Source organism: Streptomyces sp. Tu6071, from assembly GCF_000213055.1.
In the GTDB taxonomy this organism is placed as follows: Bacteria; Actinomycetota; Actinomycetes; order Streptomycetales; family Streptomycetaceae; genus Streptomyces; species Streptomyces evansiae.
In genome coordinates, this window is sequence record NZ_CM001165.1 from 4,687,598 (window position 1) to 4,701,643 (window position 14,046).

A 14,046-nucleotide genomic window follows, 5' to 3' on the forward strand; every position below is an offset into this window, starting at 1 on the left:
CCCCATGAATCCCCCTCTTCCGCCCCGGGTGCGGGTGGCGGCCTATGTCGTGCGGTACGGGGCGCGTGGGCCCGAGTTGCTGGTGTTCGATCACGTCGGTGTGCCGGAGGCCGGTACGCAGGTCCCCGCGGGGGGTGTGGAGAGCGGCGAGGAGCTGAGCGCGGCCGTGCTGCGCGAGGTGCGCGAGGAGACGGGCGTCGAGGGTGCCCGCGTCGTACGGGCCCTCGCCGTCGATCACCGCCCCCACCCTGAGACCGGCGCCTCGCGCCGCACCACGTACTTCCTCCTGCACGCCCCCCGCGGCGGCCCCGACCACTGGGAGCACCACGCCGCCGTCGAGAACCTCCGCTTCCGCTGCCACTGGCAGCCCCTTCCCCTCACCACCCCCCTCGCCGACCACCAGGACGCCTGGCTCGCGGCGGCGGAACCGACGTGGGGGGCGCGGGTGGGGGCGGGGCGGAGCTGAGGCGTCCGGGCGCGCTCGTCCGTCGGGCGGCCGGGTGGGAGGTGCGCGAGGGCGCGTACCGATCGACGCCGAACGCCCACTGAGGCGGGCACCCACCCCGTACGCGCGCCGCGACCCCCTCGCCCGCCCCCTGCCACACTCCCCGCATGTTCCTCATGCGCCCCGTCGTCGAGATCCAGGCCGTGGACGGGCGGCCTCCGTGGCCCGTCGCGGCGCTGCGGCCGTACGGCTTTCTCGCGTTGCGCGGGGGGCTGAGCGAAGGGGAGACCGGGGCCGTGGTCCTCGGCCTCGCGCAGGGCAACGACCACGACGGTGATCCGGACCTGCCGCCGCGCCCCGCCGGGCGGCTCCCGGCGCTCCTGCACGGGTTGCTCTCGTACGAGTTCCCCACCGCCGCCGGAGGACTGTGGGTCACCGACACCCGCACGGGCGCCGACTTCCCGCCCGGCTGCTGCTGCGGCCTGGAGGACTGGCGCGAGTGGTACGACGTGCTCGACGGCGGTCCGCCCCTGTGGTGGGGGCACGCGGCCCGCCCCGGCGAGGACCCCCGGGCCGAGCGCGACGGCGACGTGGTGCGGCTCCGTGCGGCCGGCGGGGCGGCGTCCTCCGTGCCCGTCGCCGAAGTGCGCGCGCTGCTCGACGGGGTCGAGGGCGCCTTGCGGGACTTCCTCGCGGACGCGGCCGGGTGGGCCGTACGGACGGTGCCCGCGCACGCCGAAGCGCTCGCCCACGCGCTGGCCCGCGCCCTCGCGGTGGGCTGAACCCTCGCCGGGGCCTCGGGGTGGCGTGAGCCGGGGCCGTCCCGCCGCCCTTGGCGCAGCCCCCTCCCGGCCGCAGTGCGACACTGAGTCACGATGAACACCACCGCACAGGGCCCCCGGGCCGAGATCGATCTTGCCGCTCTGCGGGCCAATGTCCGCCTGCTGAGGGAGCGCGCGCCCGGTGCGGCGTTCATGGCGGTGGTCAAGGCCGACGCCTACGGGCACGGTGCGCTCGCCTGCGCGCGGGCCGCGCGGGAGGCCGGGGCGAGCTGGCTCGGCGTCGCGACGCCCGCCGAGGCGCTCGCGCTGCGCGCGGCGGGTGCCGAGGGCCGCATGCTGTGCTGGCTGTGGACGCCCGGCGGCCCCTGGCGCGCCGCGATCGAGGCCGACATCGACGTCTCGGTGAGCGGGCAGTGGGCGCTCGACGAGGTCGCCGCCGCCGCCCGCGCCGCGGGAGCCACGGCCCGTGTCCATCTCAAGGCGGACACCGGCCTCGGCCGCAACGGCTGCCAGCCCGCCGACTGGCCCGCACTCGTGGGCAACGCCCTCGCCCTCCAGGCGGAGGGCCTGGTCCGGGTCGTCGGCCTGTGGTCGCACTTCGCCTGCGCCGACGAGCCCGGACACCCCTCCATCGCCGCCCAGCTCACCCTCTTCGAGGAGATGACAGGGCTCGCCGCGCGCCTCGGCGTCCGCGCCGAGGTCCGGCACATCGCCAACTCGCCCGCCACCCTCAGCCTCCCCGAGAGCCACTACGACCTCGTACGGCCCGGGATCGCGATGTACGGGCTCTCGCCCAGCCCCGCCATGGGCACCCACACCGACTTCGGGCTCCGCCCCGTCATGCGGCTCGTCGCCCCGCTCGCCCTCGTCAAGCGGGTCCCCGGCGGCCACGGCGTCAGCTACGGGCACCTCTACGTCACCCCCGGCGACACGACACTCGGCCTCGTCCCGCTCGGCTACGGCGACGGCATCCCCCGGCACGCCTCGGGGAGCGGGCCCGTCCTCGTGAACGGCAAGTGGCACACCGTCGCGGGCCGCATCGCGATGGACCAGTTCGTCGTCGACCTCGGCGGCGACACGCCCGCCCCCGGCAGCGAGGCCGTCCTCTTCGGCCCCGGCGACCGGGGCGAACCGAGCGCGGAGGACTGGGCGCGGGCGGCGGACAGCATCGTCTACGAAATCGTCACGCGCATCGGCGCCCGTGTGCCACGCGTCCATCTGAACGGGTAACGAACCCGTAGGGCTTGAGCAGGACCCGTACGCCCCGAGTCCCCGAGGAGAGTCACGTGGCCGACAGCGCACCTCTCGCCGGGCTCCCCGGCCCGCTCCCGGCGCCCCCGCCCGCGTCCGGACGGCGGCGGGCCGGAGTGCTCGGGGCCGCCGTCGGCGTGCTCGCCGCCGGGGCCGCTGCCGGGGTCGCCGTCGAACGGCTCACCGTGGGCCGCTCGGTGCGCCGCCGGGCGCGCCTCGCGCTCGACGCCACGAGCCCGTACGGGACGCTGCGCGGCACCCCGGGCTCAGTCCTCGCGGAGGACGGCACCCCTCTCGCGTACGAGATCGAGGACCCCTACGCGGCTCCCTCCGAGGACGGAGGCGTCCCCCTCGCGGGGGAGGCCCCCTTCACCGTCGTCCTCTCGCACGGCTACTGCCTCAACCAGGACTCCTGGCACCACCAGAGGGCCGCCCTGCGAGGCCGCGCCCGCGCCGTCTACTGGGACCAGCGCGGACACGGACGCTCCGGCTGGACCCCCGGCGCGCCGCCCCCCGGCATCGACCTCCTCGGCAGCGACCTCAAGGCCGTCATCGACGCCGCCGCGCCCACGGGGCCGCTCGTCCTGCTCGGGCACTCGATGGGCGGCATGACCGTCATGGCGCTCGCCGAGCGGTACCCGGACCTCGTGCGCGAGCGCGTCGTGGGGCTCGGCCTCGTCGGCACCTCGGCGGGGCGGCTCGACGAGGTCGCGTGGGGCCTGCCCGCGCCCGGCGCGGAGGCGCTGCGGCGGCTCGCGCCGGGCGTGCTGCGCGCCCTCGGCTCCGCGCCCGCGCTCGCCGAAGCCGGGCGCCGCGCCGTGACGGACGTCTTCGGCACGCTCGTACGCCGCTACTCCTTCGGCACGGGCGCCGAGACCGACCCGGCTCTCGCCCGTTTCGCGACCCGCATGATCGAGGCGACACCGATGGAGGTCGTCGCCGCCTTCTGGCCCGCCTTCGCCGCCCACGACAAGACGGCGGCGCTCCCGCTCCTCAGGGGCCGCCCCGCCTTCGTCCTCGCCGGCACGGACGACCTCATCACCCCCGCGACCCACAGCCGCACCCTCGCGACCGCGCTCCCCGAGGCGGACCTCACGCTCGTCCCCGGCGCGGGCCACCTGGTCCTCCTGGAACGCCCGCAGGAGGTCGACGCGGCGGTGACGCGGCTGCTGGAAGCGGTGGAGGGACGGTGAACGCGGGGGCCATGAGGGAGGGGCGGTAGGGCGCCCTCCCGCCCGTCGCGCACCAGCGCGGGGGCCGCGCCGGGGTGTCCGGGCGCACTTCGCCGGCCTGCCGGACTCGCAGCGGTACCCGGCCGACGACGGTGCCTCGACGCGCTGCTCCGCGACGTCGCCCACGAGCGGGAGGCGGCCCGCCCCTCGGGCCGCTGAGCCGCCGTACGGGCCCGTGGGGACCCGTACGGTCCGGTGGGCCGTCCGCCGCCTATTACCGTGCCTCCCATGGAACCGCAGAACACCGCTCTCGTCCTCCCCGCCTTCTCCGTCGCCGGGCCCGAGGAGACCACCGCGCTCGGGCGGCGGCTCGCCGCCGTGCTGCGGCCCGGCGACCTCGTGCTGCTCAGCGGCGAACTCGGCGCGGGCAAGACGACGCTGACGCGGGGGCTCGGGGAAGGGCTCGGGGTGCGGGGCGCCGTCACCTCGCCGACCTTCGTCATCGCCCGCGTCCACCCCCCGCTCGGCGACGGCCCCGCCCTCGTCCACGTCGACGCCTACCGGCTCGGCGGCGGGCTCGACGCGATGGAGGACCTCGATCTCGACGTCTCGCTCACCGATTCCGTCGTGGTCGTCGAGTGGGGCGAGGGCAAGGTCGAGGAGCTGACGGAGGACCGCCTCCTCCTCCGCATCGACCGCGCCACGGGCGGTACGGCGACGGCGCTCGACCCGGCGGCCGGCGCGGCCGACGACGCCGATCCCCGGCTCGTGACGATCACCGCGTACGGGGCGCGCTGGCAGGACGACCCGGTGGCGGGCGCGGCGCTCCTGGGCCTGCGCGAGGGCTGAGGGTTTCCGACACGGTGTCGGCATGATGTTGCGTCGCGCGCTGCCCGCGTGGTCACATGGAGGCCAAGACCTGGTGAGGGCTACCTAACCACGCCTGACGTCAGGAGGCAGCCATGCCGACCACCGCACCCACCACGGAAGCCCCCCGCACCCCGCCCGCCGCCGTCCCCTCGATGCGGGCACTGCTGGAGTCCTGCGCCGCGGCGACCGCCGTCTCCACCCCACCGGCCCCCGCGGCGCGGGAGGGCGAGAAGGACGCGGGCGACGAGGGGCGCGCGGAAGCACGCAAGGGGTGAGGCCGTGCGCGGGGCCCCGGTCGGTACGTGGGCGACACACCCCGCGCGTACCGCTCACCGCCGTCCCGCCGCGAGGCCGATGCCGGCCGCGTCCTACTTGACGACGACCACCTTCGAGCCCAGGTCCGCGAAGTCCCACATGGCGTCCGCGTCCTTCAGGGACTCGCGGACGCCGCCCGTGCGGGAGCCCGGGTCCGGTTGCGGCGTCGAGCCGTCCGCCGCGGCGCTGAAGCCGACCACGACGCCCCCGGTGACCGCGAAGCGCACGACCTTGACGATGCGGACCCCGTCCGAGCCGAGGACGGCGGCGGCGCGCGACGTCACCGAGTAGGTGCCGGGTGCCGGGTCGACGGTGCTCGGCGTGACCTCGAAGGTCGCACTCGCCTTGCCGCTCTCGTCCACGAGCCACACCCGCTTCGCGCCGAGCGCGTACACGACCCGCTTGCCCTCGCCGGAGCCCGCGGGGACCGCCGCCGCGGCCTCCTTGCCGCCGCTGCCCTTCTTGCCGTGGCCGCCGGAGCCGTTCGGGTCGGCGGAGGGGGAGGGAGAGGCGCTGGGGGAGTGGGGGGCCTTCGCGAGGTGTTCGGGGGCGCTCGCGTTCGCCTGGAAGGCGAGGAAACCGATTCCGGCCAGGGCCGCCGCCGTCAGCCCGGCCACGATCCCGGAGCTCCTGCCTGCCACTGTGCCGCCTCCTGTGCGTCAAGCCCTGCCGGGCCCCGGCCCTGCGCCGCGCACCGTGACGGTAGCAGCCGGGCGGGAAACCGGCCTCCGGAGTGGGTGAGTGCTCACTCACCTCGGAGGGCCCCGCCGCCTTCGGCACCGCCGGGCTCCGCGCCGTAGGCTGTCGGCGTGCTTCTGCTCGCTCTCGACACCGCAACGCCCGCCGTCACCGCCGCCCTGCACGACGGGGAGCGGGTCCTCGCCTCCGACAGCCGCGTCGACGCCCGGCGCCACGGCGAACTCCTCCTCCCCGCCGTGGACCGCGTCCTCGCCGCCGCCGGGGCCGGACTCCGCGACGTCACCGCCGTCGTCGTCGGCACCGGACCGGGCCCGTACACCGGGCTCCGCGTCGGCCTCGCGACCGCCGACACCTTCGGCCTCGCGCTCGACATCCCCGTCCACGGCCTGTGCACGCTCGACGGACTCGCCTCCGCCACCGGCCGTACGCCCGAGGACGGACCCTTCCTCGTCGCGACGGACGCGCGCCGCAAGGAGGTCTACTGGCGGCGGTACGCGGACGCCACGACGCCCCTGGGCGAACCGGCCGTCGACCGGCCCGCCGAGATCGCCGCGCAGGTCGGCGGCGTCCCCGCGTACGGCGCCGGGGCGCACCTCTACCCCGACACCTTCGACGGCGCCGTGCCCGAGGGCCCCGGCAGCCCCGTCCACGCCGACGCCGGGGCCCTCGCCGCGCTCGCCGCGCACCGCCTCGCCGCCGGCGCGGAACTCGGCGCCCCGCGCCCCCTCTATCTGCGCCGCCCCGACGCCCAGGTGCCCAAGAACTACAAGGTGGTCACCCCGCGGTGAGCGCCGCCGAGCCCGCGACCGCTCCGGAGGCGGACAACCTCCCCCGGCTGCGCGAGATGCGCTGGTGGGACATCGACCCCGTCCTCGTGCTCGAACGTACCCTGTTCCCCGACGACGCCTGGTCGCGCGGCATGTTCTGGTCCGAGCTGGCGCACGCGCGCGGACCGGGCGCGACACGGCACTACGTCGTCGCCGAGGACGCCGAGGGCACCCTCCTCGGCTACGCGGGCCTCGCCGCCTCCGGAGACCTCGCCGACGTGCAGACCATCGCCGTCTCGGAGGCCGCCTGGGGTCACGGCCTCGGCTCCCGCCTCCTCACCGACCTCCTGCGGGCCGCGACCGCCTTCGAGTGCGCCGAGGTCATGCTGGAGGTGCGCGTCGACAACCTCCGCGCCCAGCGCCTCTACGAGCGGTACGGCTTCCAGCCGATCGGCGTCCGCCGCGGGTACTACCAGCCCGGCAACGTCGACGCCCTCGTGATGCGCCTCACCGACCCCGCGAACCCGGTCGCCCCCACCCCCCGTACCTCAGAAAGCGAACCTCCCGGCCATGTCTGACGCCCCCCTCGTCCTCGGTATCGAGACCTCCTGCGACGAGACCGGAGTCGGCATCGTGCACGGCACGACGCTGCTCGCCGACGCGGTCGCGTCGAGCGTCGGCGAGCACGCGCGCTTCGGCGGCGTCGTCCCCGAGATCGCCTCGCGCGCCCACCTGGAGGCGATGGTCCCGACCATCAGCCGCGCGCTGAAGGAGGCCGGGGTCGGCGCCAAGGACCTCGACGGCATCTCCGTCACGGCGGGCCCCGGGCTCGCGGGCGCGCTCCTCGTCGGCGTCTCGGCCGCCAAGGCGTACGCCTACGCGCTCGGCAAGCCGCTCTACGGCGTCAACCACCTCGCCTCGCACATCTGCGTCGACCAGCTCGAACACGGCCCGCTCCCCGAGCCGACCATGGCGCTCCTCGTCAGCGGCGGGCACTCCTCGCTCCTCCTCTCGACGGACATCACCTCCGACGTACGGCCCCTCGGGCAGACGATCGACGACGCGGCGGGCGAGGCGTTCGACAAGATCGCGCGCGTCCTCGACCTCGGCTTCCCCGGCGGCCCCGTCATCGACCGGTACGCGCGCGAGGGCGACCCGGAGGCCATCGCGTTCCCGCGCGGGCTCACCGGGCCGCGCGACGCCGCCTACGACTTCTCCTTCTCCGGGCTCAAGACGGCCGTGGCGCGCTGGATCGAGGCCAAGCGCAGGGCGGGCGAGGAGGTGCCCGTACGGGACGTGGCGGCGTCCTTCCAGGAGGCCGTCGTCGACGTGCTCACGCGCAAGGCGGTACGGGCCTGCAAGGACGAGGGCGTCGACCACCTGATGATCGGCGGCGGCGTGGCCGCGAACACGCGCCTGCGCGCGCTCGCGCAGGAGCGGTGCGAGCGCGCGGGCATCCGGCTGCGCGTCCCGCGCCCCAAGCTGTGCACCGACAACGGCGCGATGGTCGCCGCGCTGGGCGCCGAGATGGTCGCCCGGAACCGGGCCGCGTCGGACTGGGAGCTGTCGGCGGACTCCTCGCTCCCCGTGACGGAACCGCACGTGCCGGGGCACGACCACGGCGACTCGGACACGGACGGCGGCCACGGGCACCACCACCACCACCACGGCCACGACCACGTGCACGAGGTCGCGAAGGAGAACCTCTACAAGTGACGGTCACGACGCTGATGTGGGAGGCCCGCGCCCGGGAGGGCCGCGGCCCCGACCTCCTCGCCTGGACCCGCGCCCAGCCCCTCCCCGCCACCCCCCTGCGCCGCGAGACCTTCACGGCCGCCCAGGACCGCGTCCTCGTCCTGACCTGGTGGGAGGGCGAGCCGGATGCCGGCCACCCGGAACTGGCGGAGCCCCCGGAGGACTTGGTGACACGGGCGGTGCACCGCTGGCGGTTCGCCTCGGCGGGCGTCGAGGGGGACGCGCGCACGGACGCCTGACACGGACGCCTGACACGGACGCCTGACACGGGCGTCAAGGCCCCGGAACGCAGGAACGATCTTCCTTCACCCGTCCGGCGGAAGAAGCCGCCGGACGGGCCTTCCGGCATGTCCGGCGCGGGATCGTGGACCCGCTCGGGCGGTCGGCCCGGCCCGCATAAGCCGCGCGAAAAGGACAGGACGGATGTCGCTCATTCATGCCGCACCTCCCGATACCCGGGCAGGATGTACGGGAGGAGGCGAGCCCATGACCCCGAAGAGCGAAGTCCCGGCCGACATGACGGTCGAGGAATTCGAGCAGATCGCCCGCACTGCCCCGGAGACCGTCCGGCTGGAGTACCTGAACGGAAAGATCGAGGGCAAGCCCGTGCCGGACGGCAAGCACGACGAGATCATCATGTGGCTGCTGGAGCAGTGCTTGCAGCACCGGCCGGATCTGCGGCTCTACCCGGAGCGTGGGCTGAAGGTGGAGAAATACCGCAGGGGCCGGGCGCGGCCGGACGGTGTCCTGGCGCCACGGCGGCACTTCCTCACGTCCGGCGACTGGGCGGAACCGGACGGCGTGCTCATGGTCGCGGAGGTGACCTCGCACGACTGGGACACCCACCAGCGGGACCGCGTGGAGAAGGCCAAGGGCTACGCGGCGGCAGGCATCCCGGTGTACCTGCTCATCGACCGTCAGGCGGGCGGCTTCGTCGTGTACACCGAGCCGGACGACGGCGGCTACCGCAGTGTCACCGCTCGCGCTTTCGGTGCGCCCATCGAACTTCCGGAGCCAGTAAGCCGCACCCTGGAAAGCGAGGAGCTGAAGGAGCTGGCCGGCTGACGGCCCGCCCCCTCACACCCCCCGCCCCACCAGCATCACAGGCGCCCCCAGCGCCCGGGTCATGAAGACCACCGCCTCGTTCGGGCCCTTCGGTTTCACCTGGCGGCGCAGTTCGTCGGGCTCCATCGCCGAACCCCGCTTCTTCACCGTCAGCGTGCCGACGCCGCGCTCCCGCAGCAGGGACTTGAGGCGCTTCACGCCGAAGGGCAGGACGTCCGTGATCTCGTAGGGGCGCGCGTACGGGGTCGGGGTCAGGGTGTCCGCCGTGAGGTACGCGAGCGTGTCGTCGATCAGGGTCGCGTCCAGGTCGCGGGCGACCTCGGCGACCAGGTGGGCGCGGATCACGGCCGCGTCCGGCTCGTAGAGGTAGCGGGCGACCGGGGCCGCCGGGGGGTTCGGGAGCCCGGTGCCGCGCAGCCGGTGCGGGCCCGGGAGCAGGGTCGCCGTCGTCCCCGTGCCCGTACCGAACCACAGCACCGCCTCCTTCAGCTCGCCGCCGTCCGAGACCCACTCGCCCGCCGCGTCGGCGGGGATCGCCTCGTGCGGTACGCCGGGGGCGACCTTCAGGGCGCCGAGCCGCCCGCTCCGCGCCGCGCCGATCGCCCAGCTCAGCGGCGGCGAGTACGCCTCCGGGTCGAAGATCCGGCCCCGGCCGCCGCGCCGCGCCGGGTCGGCGAAGACCGTGTCGCAGTCGCCCGCGTCGACCTCCGTCACGTCCGCGCACTCCACCTCGATCAGCTCCGCGAGCCCCAGCGCCTCCGCGTTCGCCCGCGCGACCGCCGCCGTCAGCGGGTCGCGGTCCACGGCGCGTACCGCGATCCCCGCGCGCGCGAGCGCGAGCGCGTCGCCGCCAAGCCCGCAGCACAGGTCCGCGACGCGTACCGCGCCGTACTCCTTCAGCCGCTCGGCGCGGTACGCGGCGACCGGCGCCCGCGTCGCCTGCTCCACGCCGCCCGGCGTGAACCACATCCGCGCCGCGTCCTCGGCCCCGAACTTCGCGACGGCGCGGTCCCGCAGCCGCGCCTGTGCGAGCGCCGCGGTCACGAGCGCGGGCGGATGCGCGCGGCGCAGGCGGGTCAGGGCCGCCAGCTCGTCGGCGGGCCGCAGCCCCCGCAGCTCGGCGAGGAGCGCGCTGCCCTCGGGGGTACGGAGAGCGGAGAGATCGTCGAGGTCCACGGGGCCATTGTCCGGGGCGCGGGCGACGGGGCGGTACGGGGGAGGGGCGACGGGGGCCGCGCCCCGTGCCCGTACCGCTGTGCGCGTGGCAGTGGTGGGCCGCTCGGCTGACGGCCCGGCGCGGCGGGGGCGCGGGGGCCCGGGCGGGGGAGTGTCAGGGCATGGGAAAGATACGGTTTACCGCCACGAACCCCCGTACGTCCGGCGTCGGCCCGGCTCTCGCCCGCTCCGCCGCCCTCCTCGGCGCCGCCCTGCTCGTGGCGGGCTGCGCGGGCACGGAGACCTCCGTCCGTACGAGTTCCGCACCGGGCGGTTCCGCCTCCGAGGTTTCCGGGGCTCCCGCGTCCGGGGCTCCCGGCTCCGGCCTCCCAGGCCCTGAAACCTCCTCACCCGGCACCTCAGCCCCCGCGTCCGGCATCCCCGCGTCCGGCATCCCCGCGTCCGGCACCCCCGCCCCCGGCGCCCCCGGCCCCGCCGCCGCCCCGCGCGGGCTCGCCGAGGAGGCGCGGCAGGGGACCGAGGCGATACGTGGGGCGGTCGAGGCGGAGGCGCGCGAGGCCGAGGCGCGCAAGGCCGCTCTCCTCGCCGCGGCACGCCGCTGGGGGCTCCCGCAGGCTCCGCTCCTCGTGCCGCCCCCGCCCCGTACGAAGTCCCTGCCGCCCACGCGCCGGGGGTTCGGCGTGAGCGGGCCCCGCACGCGAGGGCTCCCGCCCGTCTTCACGCGGGTCCCGACCCGCGACCGCGTGGTCTTCCTCACCATCGACGACGGCGTGGACCAGGACCCGGCGACGCTCCGGATGCTGCGCGAACTCCACGTCCCGTACACGGCCTTCCTCAGCGACGACGCAGTCGACGGCGGCTGGGAGTACTTCCGCGCGGCGCACGCGCAGGGGGCCGCGCTCCAGAACCACACGCTCCTCCACCGCTACCTCCCCGGCCTCTCCCGCGCCGCCCAGCGCCACGAGATCTGCGGCATGCAGGACACCTTGCGCCGCCACTACGGGCGGGCCGCCACGCTCTTCCGGCCGCCGTACGGGAGTTACAACCGCGACACCCTGGAGGTCGCCCGCTCCTGCGGCATCCGTGCGGTCCCGCTGTGGGAGGCGGAGGTCTTCCCCGGCCGGGTCGTCTACCGCGACAGCGACCTGCACCCCGGGGACCTCGTCCTCACGCACTTCCAGGGGCGCGCGCAGTGGAACGGCTCGATGGCGGACGCTCTTCGCACGTTTCTGCGCACCGTCACCGAGAAGGGGTACGCGGTGGCCCGCCTGGAGGACTACATCTGAGTCCAGAGGGGGAGAGGGGCCTTCCGGGACATCGTCCGGAAGGCCCCTCTTCCGCTTCGGACGGCACTCGCCTGGCACTCCGCTTGACCGAGTGCTAATCGCGGTCATAGTCTCGGCTCTGGCACTCCCCACCGGAGAGTGCCAAGCAGCGACGGGCAGTCCGGCACCCGCGACGACGGATTACCGGTCGCCACCCAATGACTTATTCACCCCGTGATCTCCGAAGGGGGAGGTCGGATCGTGACGACCGCCAGCTCCAAGGTTGCCATCAAGCCGCTTGAGGACCGCATTGTGGTCCAGCCGCTCGACGCCGAGCAGACCACGGCCTCTGGCCTGGTCATCCCGGACACCGCGAAGGAGAAGCCCCAGGAGGGCGTCGTCCTCGCCGTGGGCCCGGGCCGCTTCGAGAACGGCGAGCGCCTGCCGCTCGACGTCAAGACCGGCGACATCGTGCTCTACAGCAAGTACGGCGGCACCGAGGTGAAGTACAGCGGCGAGGAGTACCTCGTCCTCTCGGCCCGCGACGTGCTCGCGATCATCGAGAAGTAAGCAGCACCCCGGTCGCGTCCGGGTCTTTCCCGGACCACCCGGCTTTCGCAACGAGCCGCGCCCCCGGACCCCGTCCTCTTCGACGCCGGGGCCCCCGGGGGCGCGGTCGTTGTGTTCACCCACGACTTTTCCGAGTTTTCCCGAAGGGCTGAATCGCTCCCATGGCGAAGATCCTGAAGTTCGACGAGGACGCCCGTCGCGCCCTTGAGCGCGGCGTCAACAAGCTGGCCGACGCGGTCAAGGTGACGATCGGCCCCAAGGGCCGCAACGTCGTCATCGACAAGAAGTTCGGCGCCCCCACCATCACCAACGACGGTGTCACCATCGCCCGCGAGGTCGAGGTCGAGGACCCGTACGAGAACCTCGGCGCCCAGCTCGTCAAGGAGGTGGCGACCAAGACCAACGACATCGCGGGTGACGGCACCACCACCGCGACCGTGCTCGCCCAGGCGCTCGTCCGCGAGGGCCTGCGCAACGTCGCCGCCGGCGCGTCCCCGGCCCTCCTCAAGAAGGGCATCGACGCCGCCGTCAAGGCCGTCTCGGAGGACCTGCTCGCCACGGCCCGCCCGATCGACGAGAAGTCCGACATCGCCGCCGTCGCCGCGCTCTCCGCGCAGGACCCGAAGGTCGGCGAGCTGATCGCCGAGGCGATGGACAAGGTCGGCAAGGACGGTGTCATCACCGTCGAGGAGTCCAACACCTTCGGCCTGGAGCTGGACTTCACCGAGGGCATGGCCTTCGACAAGGGCTACCTCTCCCCGTACATGGTCACCGACCAGGAGCGGATGGAGGCCGTCCTGGAGGACCCGTACATCCTCATCAACCAGGGCAAGATCTCCTCGATCCAGGACCTCCTGCCGCTGCTTGAGAAGGTCATCCAGGCCGGTGGCTCGAAGCCGCTCCTGATCATCGCCGAGGACGTCGAGGGCGAGGCGCTCTCCACCCTCGTCGTCAACAAGATCCGCGGCACCTTCAACGCCGTCGCCGTCAAGGCGCCCGGCTTCGGCGACCGCCGCAAGGCCATGCTCGGCGACATCGCGACCCTCACGGGCGCGACCGTCATCGCCGAGGAGGTCGGCCTCAAGCTCGACCAGGCCGGTCTGGACGTGCTGGGCTCCGCCCGCCGCGTGACCGTGACCAAGGACGACACGACGATCGTCGACGGCGGCGGCCAGCAGGCCGACATCGACGGCCGCGTCGCCCAGATCAAGGCCGAGATCGAGACCACGGACTCCGACTGGGACCGCGAGAAGCTCCAGGAGCGCCTCGCGAAGCTCGCCGGTGGCGTGTGCGTCATCAGCGTCGGTGCCGCGACCGAGGTCGAGCTGAAGGAGAAGAAGCACCGTCTGGAGGACGCCATCTCCGCGACCCGCGCCGCGGTCGAGGAGGGCATCGTCTCCGGTGGTGGCTCCGCGCTCGTCCACGCCTCGAAGGTCCTCGCCGACTCGCTCGGCAAGACCGGCGACGAGGCGACCGGGGTCGCGGTCGTCCGCGCCGCCGCCGTCGAGCCGCTGCGCTGGATCGCCGAGAACGCGGGCCTCGAGGGCTACGTCATCACCTCGAAGGTCTCCGAGCTGGACAAGGGCCAGGGCTTCAACGCCGCGACCGGCGAGTACGGCGACCTCGTGAAGGCCGGCGTCATCGACCCGGTCAAGGTCACCCGCTCCGCCCTGGAGAACGCCGCCTCCATCGCCTCGCTGCTCCTGACGACCGAGACCCTCGTCGTCGAGAAGCCTGCCGAGGAGGAGCCGGAGGCCGGTGGCCACGGCCACAGCCACAGCCACTGAGGCACCGGACGGCGGCCGGGCGGTGAGCCGCTCCGGCTGACGGGCTCCCGCCCGGCCGCCGTTCCCCGCCGCACGACGGCGAAAAGGGCCGGTCCCCCGCGAGGGGGACCGGCCCTTCGGCATGCGC

16 protein-coding genes are annotated in these 14,046 nt (G+C 74.7%); 14 read left to right on the forward strand and 2 right to left on the reverse strand.

Annotation, left to right across the window (positions count from 1 at the left end):
* Nucleotides 1-4 precede the first annotated feature (4 nt).
* The 6 genes from STTU_RS19700 (at nt 5) to STTU_RS19725 (ending at nt 4,795) form a co-directional block, all read left to right on the forward strand.
* Nucleotides 5-466, forward strand: coding sequence for an NUDIX hydrolase (locus STTU_RS19700; RefSeq protein WP_043255748.1), 462 nt, complete (start codon nt 5-7; stop codon nt 464-466).
* A 146-nt stretch (nt 467-612) separates the two neighbouring features.
* On the forward strand, nt 613-1,227 hold the full coding sequence (locus STTU_RS19705) for a hypothetical protein (protein ID WP_043255749.1): 615 nt from the start codon (nt 613-615) through the stop codon (nt 1,225-1,227).
* Nucleotides 1,228-1,320: 93 nt separating this feature from the next.
* Nucleotides 1,321-2,457 carry an alanine racemase gene (gene alr / locus STTU_RS19710; RefSeq protein ID WP_043255750.1) on the forward strand — a complete coding sequence of 379 codons (1,137 nt, stop codon included), beginning with the start codon at nt 1,321-1,323 and terminating at the stop codon, nt 2,455-2,457.
* Between the two features lie 56 nt (nt 2,458-2,513).
* Entirely contained in the window at nt 2,514-3,671 is a 1,158-nt protein-coding gene (locus tag STTU_RS19715) for an alpha/beta fold hydrolase (RefSeq protein WP_007826065.1), read from the forward strand.
* A gap of 267 nt (nt 3,672-3,938) precedes the next feature.
* Nucleotides 3,939-4,499, forward strand: coding sequence for a tRNA (adenosine(37)-N6)-threonylcarbamoyltransferase complex ATPase subunit type 1 TsaE (tsaE, locus tag STTU_RS19720; protein WP_007826066.1), 561 nt, complete (start codon nt 3,939-3,941; stop codon nt 4,497-4,499).
* Between the two features lie 113 nt (nt 4,500-4,612).
* Entirely contained in the window at nt 4,613-4,795 is a 183-nt protein-coding gene (locus STTU_RS19725; protein WP_043255752.1) for a hypothetical protein, read from the forward strand.
* Nucleotides 4,796-4,888: 93 nt separating this feature from the next.
* Here STTU_RS19725 and STTU_RS19730 read toward each other — a convergent pair whose 3' ends face one another.
* A complete protein-coding gene (locus STTU_RS19730) occupies nt 4,889-5,476 on the reverse strand; it encodes a hypothetical protein (RefSeq protein ID WP_007826067.1) in 588 nt (195 codons plus the stop codon).
* Between the two features lie 168 nt (nt 5,477-5,644).
* Here STTU_RS19730 and tsaB point away from each other — a divergent pair, with 168 nt between their 5' ends.
* The 5 genes from tsaB to STTU_RS19755 all read left to right on the forward strand — a co-directional run bounded on the left by tsaB (nt 5,645) and on the right by STTU_RS19755 (nt 9,121).
* Nucleotides 5,645-6,322 carry a tRNA (adenosine(37)-N6)-threonylcarbamoyltransferase complex dimerization subunit type 1 TsaB gene (gene tsaB / locus STTU_RS19735; RefSeq protein WP_007826068.1) on the forward strand — a complete coding sequence of 226 codons (678 nt, stop codon included), beginning with the start codon at nt 5,645-5,647 and terminating at the stop codon, nt 6,320-6,322.
* Between the two features lie 56 nt (nt 6,323-6,378).
* Entirely contained in the window at nt 6,379-6,879 is a 501-nt protein-coding gene (rimI, locus tag STTU_RS19740) for a ribosomal protein S18-alanine N-acetyltransferase (protein ID WP_007826069.1), read from the forward strand.
* On the forward strand, nt 6,872-8,017 hold the full coding sequence (gene tsaD / locus STTU_RS19745) for a tRNA (adenosine(37)-N6)-threonylcarbamoyltransferase complex transferase subunit TsaD (RefSeq protein ID WP_043255757.1): 1,146 nt from the start codon (nt 6,872-6,874) through the stop codon (nt 8,015-8,017). The genes rimI and tsaD overlap by 8 nt, the downstream gene beginning before the upstream one ends.
* A 14-nt stretch (nt 8,018-8,031) precedes the next feature.
* Nucleotides 8,032-8,295 (forward strand): hypothetical protein, encoded by a 264-nt coding sequence (locus STTU_RS19750; RefSeq protein WP_007826071.1) that lies wholly within the window; start codon nt 8,032-8,034, stop codon nt 8,293-8,295.
* Nucleotides 8,296-8,542: 247 nt separating this feature from the next.
* On the forward strand, nt 8,543-9,121 hold the full coding sequence (locus STTU_RS19755; protein ID WP_007826072.1) for a Uma2 family endonuclease: 579 nt from the start codon (nt 8,543-8,545) through the stop codon (nt 9,119-9,121).
* Nucleotides 9,122-9,133: 12 nt separating this feature from the next.
* Here the strand turns inward: STTU_RS19755 and STTU_RS19760 are convergent, their stop codons facing one another.
* The gene (locus tag STTU_RS19760; RefSeq protein WP_007826073.1) at nt 9,134-10,297 is read right to left on the reverse strand and encodes a THUMP-like domain-containing protein; all 1,164 of its coding nucleotides are present in this window, start codon (nt 10,295-10,297) and stop codon (nt 9,134-9,136) included.
* Between the two features lie 161 nt (nt 10,298-10,458).
* Here STTU_RS19760 and STTU_RS19765 point away from each other — a divergent pair, with 161 nt between their 5' ends.
* The 3 genes from STTU_RS19765 to groL all read left to right on the forward strand — a co-directional run bounded on the left by STTU_RS19765 (nt 10,459) and on the right by groL (nt 13,919).
* Nucleotides 10,459-11,583, forward strand: a complete 1,125-nt coding sequence (locus tag STTU_RS19765) for a polysaccharide deacetylase family protein (protein ID WP_043255759.1) — start codon at nt 10,459-10,461, stop codon at nt 11,581-11,583.
* 240 nt (nt 11,584-11,823) lie between these two features.
* Nucleotides 11,824-12,132, forward strand: a complete 309-nt coding sequence (gene groES, locus STTU_RS19770; RefSeq protein WP_008747517.1) for a co-chaperone GroES — start codon at nt 11,824-11,826, stop codon at nt 12,130-12,132.
* 161 nt (nt 12,133-12,293) lie between these two features.
* Nucleotides 12,294-13,919 carry a chaperonin GroEL gene (groL, locus tag STTU_RS19775; RefSeq protein WP_007826083.1) on the forward strand — a complete coding sequence of 542 codons (1,626 nt, stop codon included), beginning with the start codon at nt 12,294-12,296 and terminating at the stop codon, nt 13,917-13,919.
* The last annotated feature ends 127 nt before the right edge of the window (nt 13,920-14,046 follow it).

Bases quoted from the DNA above. Each gene is read 5' to 3' on its own strand.
- STTU_RS19750 (WP_007826071.1), top strand. From the start codon at position 8,032: ATGTGGGAGGCCCGCGCCCGGGAGGGCCGCGGCCCCGACCTCCTCGCC.
- STTU_RS19755 (WP_007826072.1), top strand. From the start codon at position 8,543: ATGACCCCGAAGAGCGAAGTCCCGGCCGACATGACGGTCGAGGAATTC.
- STTU_RS19705 (WP_043255749.1), top strand. From the start codon at position 613: ATGTTCCTCATGCGCCCCGTCGTCGAGATCCAGGCCGTGGACGGGCGG.
- tsaE (WP_007826066.1), top strand. From the start codon at position 3,939: ATGGAACCGCAGAACACCGCTCTCGTCCTCCCCGCCTTCTCCGTCGCC.
- rimI (WP_007826069.1), top strand. From the start codon at position 6,379: ATGCGCTGGTGGGACATCGACCCCGTCCTCGTGCTCGAACGTACCCTG.
- STTU_RS19700 (WP_043255748.1), top strand. From the start codon at position 5: ATGAATCCCCCTCTTCCGCCCCGGGTGCGGGTGGCGGCCTATGTCGTG.
- STTU_RS19765 (WP_043255759.1), top strand. From the start codon at position 10,459: ATGGGAAAGATACGGTTTACCGCCACGAACCCCCGTACGTCCGGCGTC.
- groL (WP_007826083.1), top strand. From the start codon at position 12,294: ATGGCGAAGATCCTGAAGTTCGACGAGGACGCCCGTCGCGCCCTTGAG.
- STTU_RS19725 (WP_043255752.1), top strand. From the start codon at position 4,613: ATGCCGACCACCGCACCCACCACGGAAGCCCCCCGCACCCCGCCCGCC.
- alr (WP_043255750.1), top strand. From the start codon at position 1,321: ATGAACACCACCGCACAGGGCCCCCGGGCCGAGATCGATCTTGCCGCT.
- tsaD (WP_043255757.1), top strand. From the start codon at position 6,872: ATGTCTGACGCCCCCCTCGTCCTCGGTATCGAGACCTCCTGCGACGAG.